This window comes from Kitasatospora sp. NPDC032757 (assembly GCF_055579305.1).
In genome coordinates this window covers 414,758-434,007 of sequence record NZ_JBVINN010000001.1, presented here as the reverse complement: position 1 = coordinate 434,007, position 19,250 = coordinate 414,758, and the positions used below count along the sequence as shown (strand labels likewise).

General features: G+C 72.8%; 17 protein-coding genes and 2 pseudogenes. 11 read left to right on the top strand and 8 right to left on the bottom strand.

All coding sequences use genetic code 11. The features are described from left to right. Positions 1 to 134: 134 nt before the first annotated feature. Both ACZ5WK_RS01875 and ACZ5WK_RS01870 read right to left on the bottom strand, forming a co-directional pair. Positions 135 to 587 (bottom strand): carboxymuconolactone decarboxylase family protein, encoded by a 453-nt coding sequence (locus ACZ5WK_RS01875; protein ID WP_465543942.1) that lies wholly within the window; start codon positions 585 to 587, stop codon positions 135 to 137. A 126-nt stretch (positions 588 to 713) separates the two neighbouring features. Next, entirely contained in the window at positions 714 to 1,874 is a 1,161-nt protein-coding gene (locus ACZ5WK_RS01870) for a serine hydrolase domain-containing protein (RefSeq protein WP_465543940.1), read from the bottom strand. Between the two features lie 294 nt (positions 1,875 to 2,168). On the opposite strand from ACZ5WK_RS01870, the gene ACZ5WK_RS01865 reads away from it, so the two are divergent. Beyond that, entirely contained in the window at positions 2,169 to 3,605 is a 1,437-nt protein-coding gene (locus ACZ5WK_RS01865) for a serine/threonine-protein kinase (protein ID WP_465543938.1), read from the top strand. Positions 3,606 to 3,722: 117 nt separating this feature from the next. Here ACZ5WK_RS01865 and ACZ5WK_RS01860 read toward each other — a convergent pair whose 3' ends face one another. After that, on the bottom strand, positions 3,723 to 4,466 hold the full coding sequence (locus tag ACZ5WK_RS01860; protein ID WP_465543936.1) for a TetR/AcrR family transcriptional regulator: 744 nt from the start codon (positions 4,464 to 4,466) through the stop codon (positions 3,723 to 3,725). A 104-nt stretch (positions 4,467 to 4,570) separates the two neighbouring features. Between ACZ5WK_RS01860 and ACZ5WK_RS01855 the strand changes: the two genes are divergently transcribed. The 3 genes from ACZ5WK_RS01855 to ACZ5WK_RS01845 all read left to right on the top strand — a co-directional run bounded on the left by ACZ5WK_RS01855 (position 4,571) and on the right by ACZ5WK_RS01845 (position 7,569). Then, positions 4,571 to 5,611: an ATP-binding cassette domain-containing protein gene (locus ACZ5WK_RS01855; RefSeq protein ID WP_465543934.1), complete on the top strand. Its 1,041-nt coding sequence runs from the start codon at positions 4,571 to 4,573 to the stop codon at positions 5,609 to 5,611. Further along, positions 5,611 to 6,450 carry an ABC transporter permease gene (locus tag ACZ5WK_RS01850; RefSeq protein ID WP_465543932.1) on the top strand — a complete coding sequence of 280 codons (840 nt, stop codon included), beginning with the start codon at positions 5,611 to 5,613 and terminating at the stop codon, positions 6,448 to 6,450. Before ACZ5WK_RS01855 ends, ACZ5WK_RS01850 begins: the two co-directional genes overlap by 1 nt. A gap of 132 nt (positions 6,451 to 6,582) precedes the next feature. Further along, the gene (locus ACZ5WK_RS01845; RefSeq protein ID WP_465543930.1) at positions 6,583 to 7,569 is read left to right on the top strand and encodes an aldo/keto reductase; all 987 of its coding nucleotides are present in this window, start codon (positions 6,583 to 6,585) and stop codon (positions 7,567 to 7,569) included. A gap of 419 nt (positions 7,570 to 7,988) precedes the next feature. On the opposite strand, the gene ACZ5WK_RS01840 is transcribed toward ACZ5WK_RS01845, so the two are convergent. The 3 genes from ACZ5WK_RS01840 to ACZ5WK_RS01830 all read right to left on the bottom strand — a co-directional run bounded on the left by ACZ5WK_RS01840 (position 7,989) and on the right by ACZ5WK_RS01830 (position 10,502). Next, positions 7,989 to 8,699 (bottom strand): serine hydrolase, encoded by a 711-nt coding sequence (locus tag ACZ5WK_RS01840; protein ID WP_465543928.1) that lies wholly within the window; start codon positions 8,697 to 8,699, stop codon positions 7,989 to 7,991. Positions 8,700 to 9,060: 361 nt separating this feature from the next. Continuing rightward, positions 9,061 to 9,984, bottom strand: coding sequence for a hypothetical protein (locus ACZ5WK_RS01835; RefSeq protein WP_465543926.1), 924 nt, complete (start codon positions 9,982 to 9,984; stop codon positions 9,061 to 9,063). Continuing rightward, positions 9,981 to 10,502 carry a SigE family RNA polymerase sigma factor gene (locus tag ACZ5WK_RS01830; RefSeq protein WP_465544344.1) on the bottom strand — a complete coding sequence of 174 codons (522 nt, stop codon included), beginning with the start codon at positions 10,500 to 10,502 and terminating at the stop codon, positions 9,981 to 9,983. Before ACZ5WK_RS01830 ends, ACZ5WK_RS01835 begins: the two co-directional genes overlap by 4 nt. Positions 10,503 to 10,894: 392 nt before the next feature. On the opposite strand from ACZ5WK_RS01830, the gene ACZ5WK_RS01825 reads away from it, so the two are divergent. Together ACZ5WK_RS01825 and ACZ5WK_RS01820 are read left to right on the top strand one after the other, a co-directional pair. Beyond that, positions 10,895 to 11,497, top strand: a complete 603-nt coding sequence (locus ACZ5WK_RS01825; RefSeq protein WP_396321587.1) for a TetR/AcrR family transcriptional regulator — start codon at positions 10,895 to 10,897, stop codon at positions 11,495 to 11,497. Between the two features lie 98 nt (positions 11,498 to 11,595). Next, the gene (locus ACZ5WK_RS01820; RefSeq protein WP_465543924.1) at positions 11,596 to 12,237 is read left to right on the top strand and encodes a DUF4188 domain-containing protein; all 642 of its coding nucleotides are present in this window, start codon (positions 11,596 to 11,598) and stop codon (positions 12,235 to 12,237) included. A 208-nt stretch (positions 12,238 to 12,445) separates the two neighbouring features. Here the strand turns inward: ACZ5WK_RS01820 and ACZ5WK_RS01815 are convergent. Next, positions 12,446 to 13,489 (bottom strand): annotated as a pseudogene (locus tag ACZ5WK_RS01815) (SUKH-4 family immunity protein); the annotation flags it as partial. A gap of 144 nt (positions 13,490 to 13,633) precedes the next feature. On the opposite strand from ACZ5WK_RS01815, the gene ACZ5WK_RS01810 reads away from it, so the two are divergent. Continuing rightward, positions 13,634 to 14,359 carry a C39 family peptidase gene (locus tag ACZ5WK_RS01810; RefSeq protein WP_465543922.1) on the top strand — a complete coding sequence of 242 codons (726 nt, stop codon included), beginning with the start codon at positions 13,634 to 13,636 and terminating at the stop codon, positions 14,357 to 14,359. 81 nt (positions 14,360 to 14,440) lie between these two features. Here ACZ5WK_RS01810 and ACZ5WK_RS01805 read toward each other — a convergent pair whose 3' ends face one another. Further along, the gene (locus tag ACZ5WK_RS01805) at positions 14,441 to 15,298 is read right to left on the bottom strand and encodes an SCO6745 family protein (RefSeq protein ID WP_465543920.1); all 858 of its coding nucleotides are present in this window, start codon (positions 15,296 to 15,298) and stop codon (positions 14,441 to 14,443) included. A gap of 357 nt (positions 15,299 to 15,655) precedes the next feature. Between ACZ5WK_RS01805 and rpe the strand changes: the two genes are divergently transcribed. From rpe to ACZ5WK_RS01785, 4 genes and pseudogenes are all read left to right on the top strand, one after another. After that, the gene (gene rpe / locus ACZ5WK_RS01800) at positions 15,656 to 16,339 is read left to right on the top strand and encodes a ribulose-phosphate 3-epimerase (protein WP_465543918.1); all 684 of its coding nucleotides are present in this window, start codon (positions 15,656 to 15,658) and stop codon (positions 16,337 to 16,339) included. Between the two features lie 216 nt (positions 16,340 to 16,555). After that, entirely contained in the window at positions 16,556 to 17,515 is a 960-nt protein-coding gene (locus tag ACZ5WK_RS01795; RefSeq protein WP_465543916.1) for a pirin family protein, read from the top strand. Between the two features lie 478 nt (positions 17,516 to 17,993). Next, positions 17,994 to 18,791, top strand: a pseudogene (locus ACZ5WK_RS01790) (Tat pathway signal sequence domain protein); the annotation flags it as partial. Then, entirely contained in the window at positions 18,771 to 19,181 is a 411-nt protein-coding gene (locus ACZ5WK_RS01785; RefSeq protein ID WP_465544342.1) for a carbohydrate-binding protein, read from the top strand. The pseudogene ACZ5WK_RS01790 and the gene ACZ5WK_RS01785, both read left to right, overlap by 21 nt. Positions 19,182 to 19,250 lie beyond the last annotated feature (69 nt).

The following is a 19,250-nucleotide window of genomic DNA, read 5'->3' as shown; positions in this document are numbered from 1 at the left end:
ACGTGCGGCGGGGGGGAGGGAAAGCACCTCCGCGGAGGAGGGTGGTGGTTTCTGGAGGCTGTGCAGCTGCCGGTAAGGCAAAACGAGAAGTTGCACCCCCCCCCCCCCCCCCCCCCCCCCCTCCCCCGGTACGGCTATGCCGCACCCGGGGTCCTGCGGGTGGAGACGTTCATCCGGTTCCAGGCGTTGACCGTGAAGATCAGCGCGATCAGCTGGGCCAGCTCCTTCTCTTCGAACTGCTCCGCCGCCTCCGCGTACACCGCGTCCGAGACGCCCTGCGGCAGCAGGGTGACGGCCTCGGCCAGCGCGAGGGCCGCACGCTCCTTGGCGGTGTAGAGGCTCGACTCCTCCCACGCCGAGAGCTGGTAGATGCGGTCCTCGGCCTCGCCCGCCTTCCGTGCGTCACCGGTGTGGTAGTCGATGCAGTAGGCGCAGCGGTTGACCTGGGAGGTGCGGATCTGCACCAGCTCGACCAGCACCGGGTCCAGGCCCTCGCGGGCGGCGGCGTCCATGGCCAGGACGGCCCGGAAGACCTTGGGGGCGACGGCGGGGAAGTCCATGCGCTGCGGGATCTGAACGGTTGTCATGGGAACGAGCCTAGGTGGATGGGTGGCCCACCGACTGGTGCATTTCCGACGCGGATGTGTGGGTCAATCAGCCGGTCGGCTCGCGGGGGCGTGGAGGTGGTGGCGAGGCGGGGGCGCGCCGGCCGCTCAGCCGCCGAGGCTGTCGCGGACCGCCTCGATCAGGCGGTTGGCGCGCGCGTCGCCGTGGCCGATCATGCGGTTGGCGACGTACGCGAACCCGACGCCGAACTCGTCGTCGCCGAAGGCGAACTGGCCGCCCGCGCCGTCGTTGCCGAAGCTCCGGGCGCCGAGCATCGGGCGGAACGAGGGGGAGTCCAGCAGCACGCCGGAGCCCCAGCGGGCGCCCATGTCGAAGCCCAGGAAGCCTGCCCCGGAGGAGAGTTCACGGAGCGCGTCGGTCACGGTGGCGGGGGAGAGCAGCCGCTCGGCCTTCCCGTCCGGGCCTCCTTCGACGCCGGTGACGGCGGCCGCGTACAGCCCGGCCAGGCCGGTGGCGGAGGCGACGGCACCCGCGCCGGGCAGCTCGATGGCGTGCAGGCCGGGGTCGTTCCAGCCGTGCGGCACGTCCAGGCCGGGGAAGACCAGCGCACCGTTCATCGTCACGATCCGGGTGAGCAGGTGCTCCGGCCCGGGCATCGGACGGCGCCCCTCGGCCTCCACCAGCCTGGCCAGGCGGCCGAGTTCGGTGGCGGGCAGGCCGATCCAGGCGTCCAGGCCGAGCGGGTCGCCGACCGCCTGGCGGAAGAACGCGCCGGGGGTGAGACCGGTGATCCGGCGGATCACCTCGCCGATCAGGAAGCCGAGCACATGGCCGTGGTACTCGTAGGTGGTCCCGGGCTCCCAGAGCGGCTTCTGCTCCTCGATCGCCCGGACGACCGGCGTCCAGGCGGCGATCTCCTCGAAGCTCAGCACGGCGTCCAGGGCCGGGATTCCGGCCCGGTGGCCGAGCACCATCCGGCAGGTGATCGCCTCCTTGCCGTGCTGCGCGAACTCGGGCCAGTACCGGCTCACCGGGGCGTCGAGGTCCAGCCGGCCCTGCTGGGCGAGCAGGTGGGCGGAGACGGCGACGAGGCCCTTGGCGCAGGAGAACACGGGGACGAGGGTGTCGGCCGCCCACGCCCGGCCGGTCCGTTCGTCCGCGACGCCGCCCCACAGCTCGACCACCTTGCGGCCGCCGGAGAACACCGTGACGGCGGAGCCGAGTTCGGGGAAGTCGGCGTAGTTGCGTGCGAACGCGTCGGCGACGGCGCCGAACCGCTCGTCGGCCCAGCCGTGGTGGTGCTGCATGGTGCTCGTCCTGTTCGTCGGGGTGCGTGGCAGCCTCGGCGGCCGGGTGGCCGCCCGGCCGAGCGGGTGGCCGGCCCGTCGGGGCACCCGGCCGTCCCTCGGGCGGGTCCACCCCGTCGGGCGGGTGGCCGCCCTCGTCGGGTCCGAGGCCGCTTCATCGGGTACGTGGCCGCCGTACTGCTGTGGCGGCCGAGATCGTCGGCGAGGCCACCGTACGGGGCACCGGGCCCCGGCCGGAAACGATTTGACGAGGTGAAGCCTGCGCCGCGGTGGCGTGGCGCTAGGGTGAGCCCCGTGACAGGGGTGAACGGGGCGCTGATCGGGGGCCGGTACCAGCTCCAGGAGCTGATCGGTCAGGGCGGCATGGGGCGGGTCTGGCGCGGGTGGGACACCACCCTGGGCCGCGACGTCGCCGTGAAGGAGGTCCTGCTCCCACAGGGCGTCACCGACGCCGAGCGCGAGCAGCTCGTCCAGCGCGTGCTGCGCGAGGCGCGGGCCGCCGCGCGGCTCAACCACCCCGGGATCATCACCGTGCACGACGTCGCCGAGCACGAAGGTGCGCCGGTCATCGTGATGGAGTTCGTCACCGGGATCTCGCTGGCCGCCGCCATCGCCCGCGACGGCGCGCTGCCGGTGGCGCGGGTCGCCGAGATCGGCGCGGCGATGGTCAAGGCGCTCCAGCAGGCGCACGCCGCCGGCATCGTCCACCGCGACCTCAAGCCGGACAACGTCCTGCTCATGGGCGACCGGGTGATCCTCACCGACTTCGGCATCGCGCACATGGCCGACGCCACCACGGCGCTCACCCGCACCGGCGCGGTGATCGGCACGCCCGCCTACATGGCCCCCGAGCAACTGGAGGGGAAGCCGGCGGCGGCCGCCAACGACCTGTGGTCGCTCGGGGCGACGCTGTACGCGGCGGTCGAGGGCGAGACGCCGTTCAGCGGGGACACCTTCGGCGCGCTGTGCGTGGCCGTGGTGACCAAGGAGCCGCGGCTGCCGGTCCGGGCGGGCGGGCTGACGCCGGTCCTGGGCGCGCTGCTGGCCAAGGACCCGGCGCGGCGGCCCACGGCGGAACAGGCCCTGACGGCGCTGGACGCGCTGGCGCGGACGGGTGCGGCCGTTCCGACGCCGACGGCTCCCGATGCGGCCGGGGGCGGGTGGTACGGGCCGGTGCAGCCGGCGACGGCCCCGCAGCCGTCGCCCGGAATGCCGCAGGCGGCGCCCGGCGGCGCGTGGCTTCCGCCGCAGGCCGGGCCTGCCGCGTTCGCGGGGCAGACAACGCCCCCCATCCCCTCCGCGCCCGCCGTGGCCTCGCCGCCACCGGCCGGCGAGCACCCGGCCCCGAGCGCGGTCGGGGCGATGCTGGTGCGGTTCGTGGGCTGTATGGGGCTGATCTGGGTCATCGGGTCCGTACTGCCCTGGAACTACCTGGGCACCATCCCCGACGCGTTCGTGCCCCATGCCCTCCTCGTGACCGCCGTGCTCTCCCTCCTGAACGCCCTGCCCCGCCCCCGGTGGCATCCGGCAGCGGTCTGGGCGGCCACCGTGGCGGGAAACCTCGCCCTCTTCTTCCTCACCAAGGTCGTCGTCGCGCAGTGGCTGGGTTCGAGCCAGCTGGGATTCGGCGAGGCGCCGGTGGCGATGGCCGTCAACATGCTGGTGCTGGGCACCGGGGCCTGGCTGCTCTGGTTCCTCGTCCCGGGCAGTCGGCAGCCCGCCCGCCGGTAGTTCCCGCGTCCCGCCGGCCAGGAGTCTCCGCGTCCCTGCCCGCCGGTGGTTCCCGCGTCCCCGCCGGCCGGGTGGCCCTCGCGCGCGTGCCGCCCGTCCGGAGTCCCGGACGGGCGGTCAGCTCTTCGTCACCGGGGTCAGCGCGGCCGTGATCACGCGGTGCAGTGAACGGTCGAACGCCGTGTCCGGGTCCGCGGGCGGGCCGGCCGTGGCGAAGGCCGCGGCCAGGTGGGGGTATTCGCCGCTCACCGCGGCCCTGGTGAGGTAACCCACGAGCTCTCCCTGCCACTTGGCGCCCGCCGCACCGGTCCGCTCGTACTGGGCGTACTGGCAGACGAAGCCGTTGAACAGGGACATCGCCTCCATCCGGGCGCCACCGTCGAGGCCGCTCGGTTCGGTGACGGCGAGGAAGTGATCGGTGTAGCGCAGCGCGTTGGGGCCGATGCCGGGGCGGGCGATGACCAGCGCGGGCAGCCAGGGGTGGCGCCGCATGAGGGCGAGCTGCGCGTGGGCGAGCCGGCGCAGGTCCGCGCGGCAGTCGCCGGTCGGGGCGAGGCCGCTGTAGTCGTACTCGCCGGCGACCGCGTCGAGCATCAGGTCGAGCAGGTGCTCCTTCTTCGGCACGTAGTTGTAGAGCGACATCGTCCCCGCTCCGAGCGCCGCCGCGACCCGGCGCATGGACGCGGCGTCCAGCCCCTCGGCGTCGGCGATCTCGATGGCCGCGGCGGCGATCGAGGCGCGGCTGTGGGCCGGCTTCGGGCCGCGGCCGGTGCGCTCGGGGCGCAGCCAGATCAGCTCGGGGGCCTCGGGAGGCTCGGGGAGCGCGGACGAAGAGCCGGCGCGGGGCTTGCTGGACGGCACTGGAAGATCACCTCGGTTACCCATCTTAGATACGTACGGCGTACGTAGTACGATGCGTGGGCGCGCGCTTCTACGTACGCTGTACCTAGCAGAGGGGCAGAGCCATGCCAGCGACCCGCGGGCCCGCCGTCGAGATGACGGACGTGGCGAAACGATTCGGAGCCCGCTCCGGCACCCGGCCCGGAGCCACCGGCGGAGGCGCCTCCGGGAGCACCGCCCGAACCGCCTCCGGAGGCACCGAGGCCTTGCGCGGCCTCGACCTCACCGTCCCGGCCGGGACCGTCTGCGGCCTGCTCGGCCCCAACGGTGCGGGCAAGACCACCGCCGTCCGCGTCCTCGCCACCCTGGTCGCCCCCGACCGCGGCACCGCCCGGGTCGCCGGGTACGACGTGGTGCGCGAGGCCGAGGCGGTCCGGCGCAGCATCGGGCTGGCCGGGCAGCACGCCGCCGTCGACGAGGGCATCACCGGCCGCGACAACCTGCAGCTGCTCGGCCGGCTGCACCACCTCGGCGCCCGGGCCGCCCGGGCCCGCGCCGGCGAGCTGCTCGAACGGTTCGGCCTCGCCGAGGCCGGCGACCGCCTCGTCCGCACCTACTCCGGTGGCATGCGGCGCCGCCTCGACCTCGTCGCCAGTCTGGTGACCAGCCCGCCGGTGCTCTTCCTGGACGAGCCGACCACCGGCCTCGACCCGCGCAGCCGGCAGGAGATCTGGGCCGGCGTCAAGGAGTTGGCCGACGGCGGCACCACCGTGCTCCTCACCACCCAGTACCTGGAGGAGGCCGACCGGCTCGCCGACGACATCGTGGTGATCGACCACGGCGCCGCCATCGCCACCGGGCCGCCGCAGCGGCTCAAGGCGGCGATCGGCACCCGGATCGCGGTCACCCTCCCGGAGGCCGGCCGACTCGGCGCCGCCGCCGTGGTGCTGGCAGCCCTGGCGGAGAGCGGGGACGTCGTGGTCGACCAGGTCGAGCGGACCGTCGCGGTCGTCACCCGGCCCGGTGTGGAGGTGCTGCTGCCGCGGCTGGTGCGGGAGTTGGACGCGGCGGGGGTGGTCGCGCAGGACGTCGCGCTGCGGCCGCCGTCGCTGGACGACGTCTTCCTCGCGCTCACCGCCCGATCCGCCCCGGGGAGGGCCGCCTGATGGCCGCGTCCGCTGCTCGGCCCGCGCTCTCCGTGCCGGGCCCGACCCTCTCCGCGCCGGTCCGGCTGGCCTTGGACGCCTGGTCCTCGATGCTCCGGGTGCTGATCAACTACCGCCACTCGCCCGGTCTGTTGGCCGCATCGCTGACCGTGCCGGTGGTGATGGTGGTGGTCTTCGGCTACGTCTTCGGCAGTGCCATGCAGGTGCCGGGCGGCGGGAACTACCGGGAGTTCCTGATGCCCGGGCTGTTCGCCATGGTGGCCGTCAACGGCGTCATGCCCACCATGGTCGGTGCCGCCCGGGACGTCGGGCGCGGGGTCACCGACCGGCTCCGTTCGATGCCCGTCTCGCGGACGGGCCTGCTGCTCGGGCAGACCCTCGCGGACTTCCTGGTCAGCCTGGTGGTGTTGGCGCTGCTCGCCGTCGTCGGGCTCGTGGCGGGGTGGCGGATCAGGGGCGGACCGGCCGACGCCGCAGGGGCGTTCGCACTGCTGCTGCTGTTCCGCTTCGTGATGACCTGGGTCGGCACCCTCCTCGGGCTGGCCGTCGGCAAGGAGGAGGCGGCCGGCCAACTCGCCGTCGTGGTCTTCCCGTTGGCGATGGTCACCAATGCGTACGTGCCCACCGGCGGCATGCCCGGCTGGCTGCGGGTGATCGCCGACTGGAACCCGATCAGTGCCGTGGTGCAGGCCTGTCGCGAACTGTTCGGCAACCCGTCCGCGCCCGGCAACGCCTGGCCGATGCAGCACGCCGTACTCGCGACGCTGCTCTGGTGCGCGGTGCTGCTGACGGTCTGCGGGCCGCTCGCCGTACGGAAGTTCGCCATGCACGGGCGGTGAGGTGCCGTCTTCCGGCTCCGTGCGCCACATTCCCGCCGTGCGGCGGCCGTTTCGGACGATCTTCGGCCCGGCTTCCGTCCGCCCCGCGGAATGTGCTGGACACCGGCGCCGGTGCGGCCGAAGGTGGGCGGCATGGAGTTCACCCACCTCGGCCGCACCGGCCTCACCGTCTCCCGTCTCTGCCTGGGCACCATGAACTTCGGCCCGCACACCGAGGAGCCGGATGCCCACCTGATCATGGACACCGCCCACGAGCGGGGCATCAACTTCTTCGACACGGCCAACGCGTACGGCCGTGACGGCGAGGGCAAGCTGAAGGGCCGCACCGAGGAGTTCATCGGCAGATGGTTCGCCCAGGGCGGCGGCCGTCGCGAGCGGACCGTGCTCGCCACCAAGGCGTACGCCCCGATGGGCGAATGGCCCAACGAGGGCCGCCTCTCCGCCCTCGCCATCCGCCGCGCGGTCGAGGGGAGCCTGCGCCGGCTCAACACCGACCACATCGACCTCTACCAGATGCACCACATCGACCGGGACACGCCCTGGGAGGAGATCTGGCAGGCGATGGAGGTCCTGGTCGCCCAGGGCAAGATCATCTACGTCGGCTCCAGCAACTTCGCCGGGTGGCACCTCGCGCAGGCCCAGGAAGCCGCCCGCGCCCGGCACTTCCTCGGCCTGGTCAGCGAGCAGTCCCTCTACAACCTGATCGACCGCACCGTCGAACTGGAGGTCATCCCCGCCCTCCAGCACTACGGCCTCGGCCTGCTGCCGTGGAGCCCGCTCCGCAGCGGCCTGCTCGGCGGCGTCCTGCGCAAGGAGCGCGAGGGCACCGCCGTCCGCGGCGCCATGGGACACGCCGCCGAGATCCTCGCGGCCAACCGCGACCGCATCCAGGCCTACGAGGACTTCGCCGCCGAACTCGGCACCGAGCCCGGCGACCTCGCCCTCGCCTGGCTGCTCAGCCGCCCGGCCGTCACGGCGCCGATCGTCGGCCCCCGCACGCTCGCGCACCTCGACGCGGCGGTGGGAGCGCTCGACGTCAAGCTCGACCAGAAGACGCTCGACCGGCTGGACGAGATCTTCCCCGGCCACCAGCCCGCCCCGGAGGACTACGCCTGGTAGCCGCGCGGTCTGTCCCGGCCCCGGCCCGTTCACCGGACCGGGGCCGGGGCCCGCCGGGTTCAGCTCCGCCCCGGCCACCTCGCCGCCGGGCCCCGGCGGCCAGTCGGCGGTCCCGGGTAGGGCGAGATGTGGACCGTGCCGAAGGCGGCGAGGTAACCACGGGGTATTTGAGGCTCTGCCGGGCGGGCCGCCGGTGCCCACATCAAGGTGGCCGCAGACTCCTGTTGATCCATGATGAGCGGACCGGGCCATACCGGGGGCATTGCGTGATTGGGATTGGTCCGGTTCGCCGGTCTCGTGAGTGACATGGCGTCATATCCGTTGTATGGCAAGGATCGTGTCTGCCCGAACTGCCTTGCTCTGCTCTCCTGGGGCCGAGGGGCGTCTGCGACGCCGGCACCGCATGGACGAGAGGGTTTTCAGGGCGTGCGCACCAGTGCCTCGACCGCGGTCGCTGCGGTCTGCTCGATGAGTGCGATGCCGGTCTCCCGCGTGGGCTGACCGTCGGTCAGTACGACGACGAGCAGCGTGTGTCCCGCACGTTCGACGATGCCCACGCTGTTGACGACCCATAGCTGAGGCATCCCGTCCGGGAGCCAGCCGTTCTTGAGTACGGGCAGGTCGCCGGGCGCTCCCGCTGCGCCGACGCCCCAGTTCTGTCCGTCGGTGACGGCGCTCATGAGAGCCCGTATGTACGACCGGGATGCGGCGTTCAAGGGGGAGTCCGGCGTGAACACGGCCTTCAGGAGGGAGATTTGGTCACGGGCCGTGGTCCGGGTCAGTCCCCAGGCTCCCCTTTGGCCGGCGTGCGCCGGGGTGAGTCCGAGTCGGGCGTTGGCCGCGTCCAGACCTTGGCGTCTGCCGATGTCGATCCAGAGTTTCTGCGCCGCGTCGTTGTCGCTGACGCGGATCATGTCGGAGGCCAGCTGTCGCTGAGCAGAGCTGAGCCGGCCTCCGCGGTCCTGCGTCTGCAGCAGCAGGGCGGCCAGAATGTTGACTTTGATGATGCTCGCGGAGGTGAAGGTCTCGGTGGACGAACCGTAGGCGGCAGAGCGGCCCGAGGTGAGGTCCTCGACGGCGAGAGCGTACTGGCCGTGGTGCACCCCGAGCCCGTCGAGCGCGAGGCGCACGGCCTGTTCCGGCGTTGTCGTACCCGTGGCGGCAAGTGCTGGCTCGGAAAGCGGGCCTGGCGTTGACGGGGTTGACGGGGTTGACGGGGTTGACGGGGTTGACGGGGTTGACGTCGGCAGTGGGCCGGGAGAGGCGCCCTCGGCGGGACCCGAGGTCGGGATCAGGACGTGGGCCACCATGGCGGCGCCCACGAGTGCGGGTATGAGGAAGGCTGTCCGATGCTTCATGCGGGCACTCGCTTTCCGACGTCCGGGCACGCGGACATCGCCTATTGGCCGGTAAGGGCGTGTAGGGGTTTCCGGACGCGCCGCCGTGCGTGCTCGGTCCGGTGTCGTCTGCCTCAGTGGCGACTGGTGCGGCTCAGCCGCCGCAAGATCTGGCGATCTCCGCTGTCTCGTCGATCTCGATCGGGAAGTCGTGGTGGCCGCCGAGGTTCACGGTCCATCCGTGGGTGAGAGTTCCGGACGAGGGGTTGTGGGCGAGCCAGAAAGGGGGGGTGGTGAAGGAGCACGTGCCGGCGGTCGGGCCCTGGTCGGATCGAAGCTGTGCGGTCACGAACTGCTTCCCGAGCCTTGCCGCGGCGGTGGAGTCTCCGGACTTGGTGGCCGCCACCAGCCCGCCGTAGAAGCCGGAAACCGTAGGGTCGCCCCCCTTGCTGTCTCCGGCGACCGTTGTGCAGGTCAGGCCGGTCACCTTCCCCGTGGCCCCGTCGAAGTCCACGGAAGGGGTCCGGTCGAGCCGTTCAGTCCCCTGGTACAGCAAGACCTCACCCGACGCCAGCACGCCGTCGACCAAGGCACCGCAGGTCACACCGCGGGAGTCAGCGCCCCAGATCCGTTGGTACGTGGACTCGTTGGCGAACAATGCCGCCACCTCTGCCGGATCCACCGCAGAGCGGGTGGCCGGATTCTGGTAGCGCAGGGCAGAGAGGAACAGGGTGTTCGTCGTCCGGGCCGGGTCGGCCGGTGTCGAAGCCGGTGTCGAAGCCGATGCCGAAGCCGTGGGCGAGGACGGCTGGATGGGCGGGGGTGGAGGAGGCATATCGGCACTCGGCGCGGTCGATGCCTGTACGGGCACCGAGGCGCGGTCGTGATCCGCTTGAGACAAGAAGCCAGCGCCCAGGGCCACGATCACCACGGCCGCCGCCGCACCTGTCTGCAGGCGCCGGCGGCGTTGCCGTACCGACCCGATGAGATCATCGACGTCGTAGCTGCGCGGCGGTTCCTGCCGTGAACGGTCGAGCATGGCCGCGGCCAGCTCCTCCTCCAGGTCGTAGTCCTTCATGCCGCCCCTTCCGAACGTGCGTGCAGTGCCTGTGCATCGACGGTCGACCGGAGTTTCGACAGGCCCCGGGCCACCTGGGATCGGACCGAGCCGGCCGAGATGTTCATCAAGTGGCCGATCTCCGCGTCGTCGAGATCTTCGAAGTACCGCAGCACCAGTACGGTGCGCATGCCGATCGGCAGGGACTGCAGCTCACGCATCAACTCGTCGCGGACCACGAGACCTTTGTACGGATCGACGTACCCGTCCCCGATGCCGTCGTCCAGGGGTACTTCCGCACGTCCGCGTAGTTTGCGCCAGCGGTCGTTGGCGAGGTTCACCAGGATCCGGCGTGCGTAGGCCTCCGGTGCGTCGGCGGAGCGAATCCGGCGCCAGTGCCGACAGACCTGCTCCAGCGTGGACTGCACCAGATCGTCGGCCGCATGACGCTCGCCGGTGAGCAGCAGTGCGGTCCTGAAGAGGGCCGACGACCGTGCATGCACGAATGCCGTGAAGGCAGGGACGTCAGCGGTTCGCATGGTCACCCGGCTCGTGTCTCTTGAGCATCTTCGCCTCTCCCGAAGCCCCCTTGGCTCCCCCGCTCAACCTGACGGAGCCCGACTCGCGACTGCTGCACGCGATCTCTGGTCGTGACGCAAGCGTTATCTTCTGCGACAGGCTTCCGCGCCCGTGGTCGGGGCGGCCGGGTCTGCGCCTCGGCCCCCGACGGGACCGTATTCGGGGTGGCTGCGGGGGCTCCTGGAGTCGTCCTCGCGGAAGGCGCGGTCGCGGACGTGGTGCAGGAGGTTCTCGATGTCCCAGTGGCCTCTGAACCACGCGGCGAGTTAGGCCGGAGTGGGAGGGCAGGTGGACTCCCATCGGTGGGTGGACGGTTCCTGAAGGTGCGGGCCGCTGTGGTAGCACTGCAGGCATGACGGAGAGGCCTGCCCGGCGGGGCAGTTATCACCACGGGTCGCTGCCCCAGGCGCTGGTGGCGGCGGCGTTCGAGGTGCTGGACGAGGAGGGGCTGGGTGCGGTCAGCATGCGGGAGGTGGCGCGGCGGGCGGGGGTGTCTGCGGGGGCACCGTTCCGCCATTTCGCGGACCGGCAGGCGTTGTTGACGGCCTTGGCGGACCAGGTGCTCGCGGACTTCGAGCGGTGGCAGCGGGCGGAGGTCGAGGGCAGCGAGGGGGCGGCGATGCGGGCGAGCGGGCTGGGCTTCATCCGGTACGCGATCCGGCACCCGCACCGGTTCGAGCTGGTCCGGGCACGGGTGTTCACGCCGTCGCGGCAGCCGGAGTTGCAGCAGCGGCTGTCGGGGATCGACGAGGCGCTCATCGGGTACATCGTCGCGGACCAGGAGGCGGGCCGGCTGCGGCCGGGTGATCCGGCGCTGGTGGGCCTGGCCGGGCAGGCCCTGGTGTACGGGCTGTCGCAGATGATCATCGACGGGTACCTGCCGCCGGAGAAGGCCGAGGAGCTGGCGGTGCAGGTGTTGGACACCTTCGGCCAGGGAGTGGCGAACCGCCCCTGACAGCAAGGGATTTGGGTTTTGCGCTGAGCCTTGACCGGGTTGTCGCCCGCTGATGTAATCACCGCTTACATGGAGCGAGGGGCCAACTGGAGGCAGACGTGTTCGCCAAACCGACTCCGGGATACACCACCGCGGCCGCCACTGGAGACGCGGTGGTGCTGCTGATAGGCATGCGCATCAACCGCTTCTGGGCCGTCCATCACTGGGGGCCGGTGATGATGGCGATGTTCCGGATGCTCGCCGAACTGGCCAAGGCCCCGGACCGCGGGCTGCGCGGACGCGTCCTGCTGACCGCCAACCCGCGCACCTACTACGTGGTCCAGTACTGGGAGTCGAAGGAGAAGCTGTACGCGTACGCCACCGCACCGGACGCCTTCCACCACAAGGTGTGGGGGATCGTCAACCGCAAGGTGCGGGGCGGGAAGACCCGGCAGCACGTGGGGCTCTGGCACGAGACGTACGTCGCGCCGGAGGGGTCGTACGAGGCCATCTACTTCGACATGCCGCCGTTCGGGCTGGCGGGGGCCACCGGCTCGCTGCCGGTCGAGCGCCGCGGGCGCCGGGCGGCGGACCGGTTCTCCTACCGGTCGAAGGCGGAGGGCTCGAAGGCGGAGGACTCGACGGCGGCGGGGAAGACGGCGGAGGGCTCGACGGTGCCAGGTCCGAAGGCGGGCGGCGCGACGGTGCCGGGGAAGACGGCGGAGGGGGAGCCCGCTTCGGCGCAGGGGGAGGCTCAGTAGAGCAGGCCGCCCATGTGGTCGTCGTCGGCGAGGAGCTGCCAGGAGTGGTCGGGGCCGGCGAAGGCGGCGTGGGGGGGGGGGGGGGGGGGGGGGGGGGGCCGCCACCCCCCCCCCCCCCCACGCCGCTCAGCAGTGACTGCGGGTCGAAGACCTCCCAGCGGTCCTTGGCGACGCCGTACTCCCACAACCGCCACTCGGCGCGTATTCGTTCGCACGTCCAGAGCGTGTAGAGCAGGGCGGAGACGTCCCGGTTGAGGTAGGCCGCGGGCAGGCCGGGGTCGTCCCAGGCGGGCAGCTCCAGCCGGCCGGTGGCGCCGTCGAGGGCTATCGCGAGGTCGTACGGCCAGGTGGCGAGGGCCAGATGGTGGCGCTGATGGTCGCGCTCCCAGGCATCGTCGTCGGGGACGGGGCTCTCGTCGCGGACGTGTCCGTCATCGGGGACGGGGGCGAAGTAGTCCGGGTACGCCTCCACCATGGTGACCAGCGGCCCGTCGGCGGAGACGTCCAGCATGGGGCCGCCGGTCGGCAGGCCGACCACGGTGAGCAGCCGGCGGGTCGGCCCGTGGGTGAGCCCGTCCGGCAGCTCCTCCGGGCGAAAGCGGCGGACGGCGCCGTCCTCGGTGAGTGCGGCGAGGTCCTCGACCAGCTCCGGCCCGAGCTCGTACGCGAGCCCGTCCGGTTCGCCGGAGAGTGCGCCCCAGGCGAGGGAGCGCACCAGCAGGGCCGTCTCCCAGTGCGGGGGAGCGGCGTCGTAGTGCGCGAACAGCTCCGGATCGGTCGCGCGCAGCCGCTCCCGCGCGACCCGGGCCACCTCCGCGACGATCGCCGGCCCGCGCTCCCCGGCCACCGCGTCGCGCTCCTCCGCCGCCAGGGCCGCCACATCGACCTCGCGCATCAGCCCGACCAGGGCGGACAGGCCGGTGGCGAGCAGGTCGCGCCGGAGCGCCCCGGTGCGGTGGGCGGCGAGGAAGACCTCACCCGTCACCCCGTCGAGGACCACGGCGTCGTCCTCGCGGGCGAGATCGGCGAGGTAGGCCGTCCCGCCGAGGACGAAGAGGTGCTCCCCGGTGCCCCCGCCGTCGGCGAAGGGCTCCAGCCCGGTGGCGTCGAGGCCGGAGAAGTCGAGGAAGGCCGCGGTCTCCGGGAGGCCCTCCTGCGTCAGGAACTCCCGGCTGGGCAGGTGCGACAAGCCCTCCGGCAGCTGCCAGGGCTCAAGCTGCAGGCGCCCGTCCCAGTCCTGCTCGATGCCCATGCCCGGCCCCCAGGGTGGTGTTTCATGATCCGGATGATCAGACCGACCCTAGCGGGCACCACCGACAGCCCGTGGCGGCGGGGGAGGGGAGTGTCGCGGGGCGGGTGCGCCCGTCCGGCGTGAGAGCGTCGGGGGATGGGGACGGTGGAGCAGAACAGCGGTGGCCCGGCCGTGGTGCACGACGTGCCGTACTACGCGCAGTGGGAGTCGGCGGGCCTGGTCCGGGACATCGTGGCCGGCGCGGTGAGTGCGGCGGACGATCCGCGCTGGGGCGAGTCGGGGGCGGCCACGCCGGAGGAGTACGAGTACTGGTCGTGGCGGCTCTGCGGGGTGGCCTGCCTGCGGATGGCGCTGGACCACTGGTGGGGGGTGGCTCCGGCGGCGGTGCCGCTGGCGGGGGAGTGCCTGGCGGCCGGCGCGTACGAGCGGGATGGCGAACGGCTGCGCGGCCTGATCCACACGCCGTTCGCCGCGTACGTCCGCGAGCGTTGGGGACTGGCCGCGCAGGCAAGGGAGTTGACGCCAGCGCAGGTGGCGGCGGAGGTGGCCGGCGGGCGGCTGGTCATGGTGTCGGTGCACCCCGCGATCCGCGACCCGGCCGGGCCCGACCCGCAGCGGCGCGGCGGTCACCTGGTGCTGGCGGTGGGCACCACGGGGACGACGCTGGTGATCCACAACCCGTCCGGCTTCGCGGGAGATTCGCAGGCCTACGCGCACGTGCCGTGGCGGCAGTTCGAGCGGTTCTACGCGGGGCGGGGGATCGTCCTCGGCCCGCCCGGGTCCGCCGCCGGGTCCGCCGCCGGGTCCGCCGAGGGGTCTGCCGAGGGGCCCGCTGCCGGGCCGTCCGACGGGTCCGCCGACGGGGAATGACGAGGCGGCCCGCCCGGGCGGTGACCGGGCGGGCGTTGGCCGGGCGGCAGCGGCCCGGGCGGTGGGTGACCCCGGCCGTCGTCAGGCCGTTGCGGCGGGCAGTCCGATCGGGTTGATCGGCGGCAGCGCGCTGCGACAGAGCGCCGAGATCGGCTTGAGCGCGGCGGCGAGCCGGTCAAGTTCGGCGCGCGGGTGGTTCTCCCAGACCCGGGCGGCGGCCAGGTCGGTGGCGGCTTCCAGGGACTGGTGGCGGATCCGCCCGCACTCCGTGATGGTGCCGTGCCCCGTCAGCCAGCCGCGTTCCACCAGGCGGGCGGTGGCCGCGTCCCACTGCTCGTCGCTCCAGCCGCGCATCGGCTGCAGCACGTCGCGGCGGACGTCCAGGGCGCAGCGCACCACCAGCGCCTCGCAGCCGTCCAGCCCGGCCGAGACCAGTGCTGCGACGTGGCCGTCACCCCGGTGCTCGCGCATCACGGTGGCGGCCTGCCAGAGCCGCCCGTACAGGCCGTCCGGGCGGGGAAGGGCGGCGTTGGCCGCCGCCAGCACCCGGCCGGCACAGTCCAGTCGGGAGACGGCCCGCTCCAGCAGGTCGGCGACCAGCTCGATCTGCTCGGGTTCGACGTGCTCCAGCAGTCGCGCGAGCGCCGCCGAGGAGCCCTCGACCCGGGCGGCCAGTGCGGCGTCCGGGTCCGCGAGCTTCCAGATTTCCGGCAGGGCGCGCTCCACCATGGCGGGGGCGAAGCTGAAGAAGGCGGCGATCACCGGCGGCGCGTCCACCGGGCCCAGCGGTGCCGCGCGGCCCGCGAAGTAGCCGCGCCAGGTGCCGCGCAGCCCGGCGGCCTCGAAGGCGGCGCGGCCCTCGGGCGAGAAGTAGGTGACGGCGTGCACCGGCTCGAAGAGCCACCACAGGGCGCGGGCGGGATGGACCAGTTCGGCCAACGGAAGACCTTCCTCGGGCGGGCACGGGGACCAGGGGGACCCCGGGAGCACTGGGGAGCGGATGGTGCGCGGGCGAGCGGGTGGTGCGCGGTGTTCGGTGCCGGCGGTGTTCTTGCCGGACCCGGAGCCGGACCCGGACCAGGACCCGAAAGCGGGACCGGAAGCGGGAGAACGGGGTGTTGCACAGGGCTGATGACCACGGCGGCGGTCGCGGTAACCCTGCTCGGGGTGTGATGAGGGTCACGGAGGGGTCTCACCGACCGGAACCGTCCGGTTCGGCCCCGGCCGGTCCCCCGCGAGATGATGGGACGAGGTGCCCGCTCCCGGCACCGGAACCCTCGTACGAAGGCATCGGTAATGGCGCAGATCAACCCCAGCATCCTGTCCGCGGACTTCGCCCGGCTCGCCGACGAGGCCGAGGCCGTGAGGGGCTCGGACTGGCTGCACGTCGACGTGATGGACAACCACTTCGTGCCCAACCTGACGCTGGGCGTCCCGATCGTCGAGTCGCTGGCCCGCGCCACCGACACCCCGCTCGACTGCCACCTGATGATCGAGGACCCGGACCGCTGGGCCCCCCAGTACGTCGAGGCCGGCGCCGGCTCCGTCACCTTCCACGTGGAGGCCGCGGCCGCGCCCGTCCGGCTCGCCCGCGAGATCCGGGCCAAGGGCGCCCGCGCCTCCATGGCGCTCAAGCCGGGCACGCCGATCGAGCCCTACGAGGACCTGCTTCCCGAGCTGGACATGCTGCTGATCATGACCGTCGAGCCGGGCTTCGGCGGGCAGGCGTTCCTCGACATCATGCTGCCGAAGATCCGCCGCACCCGGGAGCTGATCGGCAAGCACGGCCTGGAGCTGTGGCTGCAGGTCGACGGCGGCGTCTCGGCGAGCACCATCGAGCGCTGCGCCGAGGCCGGGGCGGACGTCTTCGTGGCCGGTTCGGCGGTGTACGGGGCGGAGGACCCGGCCGAGGCCGTCGCCAAGCTGCGCGCGCTCGCGGACGCGGCGACGGCGGACGCCTGGTGGGCCTGCGGGCACTGACCCGCGGCGGCGGCCAGGGCCGCGGCCCGATGCCGGACCCCGGGGCCACGCCGAGGGCCCCGGGGCACGCCGGTCCGGACCTGCGCCGGCCCGGACGCACACCGCCGCCGGACCCGGTCGTCGTGGGTGGAGGAACGCCCCCGGTTGATGGATGATCGTTGCCGACGACCCTCCGGCTCCGGCCGGCCCCGATCCGTACGGTGGTGGATCCGCGACATGAGCAACCTCGATCTCAAGCCCGCCCCCACCCGCTGCGGCGGCGAGGCCGGCACCGGCCCCGTCCGCGAACTGCTGACCGGGCGCCAGGTCCCGCTCGGCGAGAGCACCGTCGTGCGCCGGCTGCTGCCCAACCTCGGCCGCCGGATGGTCGGCGCATGGTGCTTCGTCGACCACTACGGCCCGGACGACATCGCCGACGAGCCCGGCATGCAGGTGCCGCCGCACCCGCACATGGGACTGCAGACCGTGAGCTGGCTCCACCAGGGCGAGGTCCTGCACCGCGACAGCCTCGGCAGCCTGCAGACCGTCCGCCCCTACGAGCTGGGCCTGATGACCTCCGGCCGGGCGATCTCCCACTCCGAGGAGTCCCCGCGCGAGCACGCCCGCTTCCTGGAGGGCGCGCAGCTCTGGGTCGCCCTCCCGGACGCCCACCGCCACACCGCCCCCGCCTTCGAGCACCACACCGAGCTGCCGGTCGTCACCGCCCCCGGCCTGCGCGGCACCGTCATCCTCGGCACCCTCGACACGGCCGCCTCCCCCGGCACCGCCTACACCCCCCTCGTCGGCGCCGACCTCGCCCTCACCGAGGGCGCCGACCTCAAGCTCCCCCTCGAACCCGGCTTCGAGTACGCCGTGCTCTCCATGTCCGGCAGCGTCGACGTCGACGGCGTCCGCGTCGAACCCGGCTCCATGCTCTACCTCGGCACCGACCGCCGCGAACTCCCCCTCCTCGCCCGCACCGACGCCGCCGTCCTGCTCCTCGGCGGCGAGCCGTTCGCGGAGAAGCTCGTCATGTGGTGGAACTTCATCGGCCGCTCCGGCGAGGAGATCGTCCAGGCACGAAACGACTGGGAGAAGAGCTCGCGGTTCGGTGACGTGCACGGCTACGACGGTGCCCGGCTGCGTGCACCCTCGCTCCCCGACATCCCGCTGAAGCCGCGCGGAAGGGTGCGCTGACCCGCGGTCATGCTGGTCTCACCGGGCCGGCCTCGTCCTCGGGGCGGACCAGTGCGCGCCGGGCCCGCAGGAACTCTTGCGATGGCGGCGGACGGCAACCGCGACCGCGTCCTCGACTTCGAGGAGTTCCACGCGCTCGTCAAGTAGCACCTGGGCGGACCGCCTGCGGGAGCAGGACAGGAACGAGTCCCGGGGTGATCGCCGGGTCCGCGCGCGGTCGGGTGCTGCGAATCGGGTCGGCAGGGCCGGCAGGATCGCGGGGCACCTCCGTGCCGCCCGGGGGTGGTCCGCACTGCGCCGCCTGGTAGAAGAACGGGGAGCCCGTCAGACCCGGTCGGCCGCACCGCCCCGAGCGGCCGGGGATGACCCCGGAATGATTGGGAAAGTTTCCTAACCAAATCTCTTGACCGTGCTCCCTCATCCCGGGATTCTGAACGTCACCCAGTTCGCTCCTCCCCGGGGAAGGCACGGTAGCGCCATGAACAGGCCCTCGCGCAGAACAGTCCTCGGTGCCGCCCTCACGGCCGCCGTCACCGCCGGACTGCCGCGCACCACCGCCTCGGCGGCCACCCTGGCCGTGTCGAGCTGGCAGCAGCGATGGGCGCCGTCGGCCGCCACCGACGGCCTCGCCGCCTTCGAGACGATCGAGGACGACCGTGCCGGCTCCCACCCGGCCGGTCATCCGCACATCCGGGTTGAGAACGACACCTACCGCTGGAACATGCACACGGTGGACCGGGACAGCTCCACCGACCGGCAGCGCCACGAGGTCACCGGCATGCGCAGCCCGGCGGGCGGCGCCTACCTGCAGTGGCTGCCCGGCCAGACCTGGCGGACCACCTACTCGATGTACATCCCCTCGTCGTTGAAGGCGACCACGACCTTCACCCACATCATGCAGATGAAGCAGCCCGGCAACGGCACCTCGCCGATCGTCGTGCAGTCCCTGCGCCGGGTGGGCGGCGCGCAGACCATCGAACTCCAACTCCCCGTCACCGGCGTCCTGGTGGGCCGTACGAGCCTGGACCCGCTGCACGACCGCTGGGTGGACGTCGACTTCCAGATCAAGGTGGGGGACGGCAGTTCGGGGTCGGTCCGGTGGATCCTGCGCAGTGCGGGCGCCACCGTGGTCGACGTCACCAGGAATGGCGTCGACACCTTCCTCGCGGACCGGGTGCGGCCCAAGTGGGGCATCTACCGCTCGCTCGGCGACACCTCGGGCTCCCTCCAGGACTGCTACCTGCTCACCCGCGCGATGCGCGGCTACCAGCTGGTCTCCGGCGGCTCCGGCGTCTACCAGGCCGAGGAGGCGCGGATCTCCCGGGGCACCGTCGACGCGGACCACGCCGGGTACAGCGGCACCGGATTCGTCAACCTGGGCAACGCCGCCGGGAGTTACGCCGAGTGGACGGTTCAGGCGGCCGCCGCGTCCGGGGCCACCCTCGATCTGACGTACGCCAACGGCACCGCCGCCGACCGGCCGATGGACATCACCGTCAACGGCACCCGGATCGCTGCCGGGCGCCCGTTCCCGCCCACCGCGGGCTGGGACACCTGGGTGACCAGCTCGCTCCCGGTCGCGCTGAAGGCCGGAGCCAACACCGTCCGGGTCACCTCGACCACCGCGGACGGCGGCCCCAACCTCGACCGGATCGCCGTCCACTGACGCCGGGAGGTCCGGACGCGGCACGCTCGGCACCTGCGGGCACGCCCGGAGCAGGGTCTCCCTGCTCCC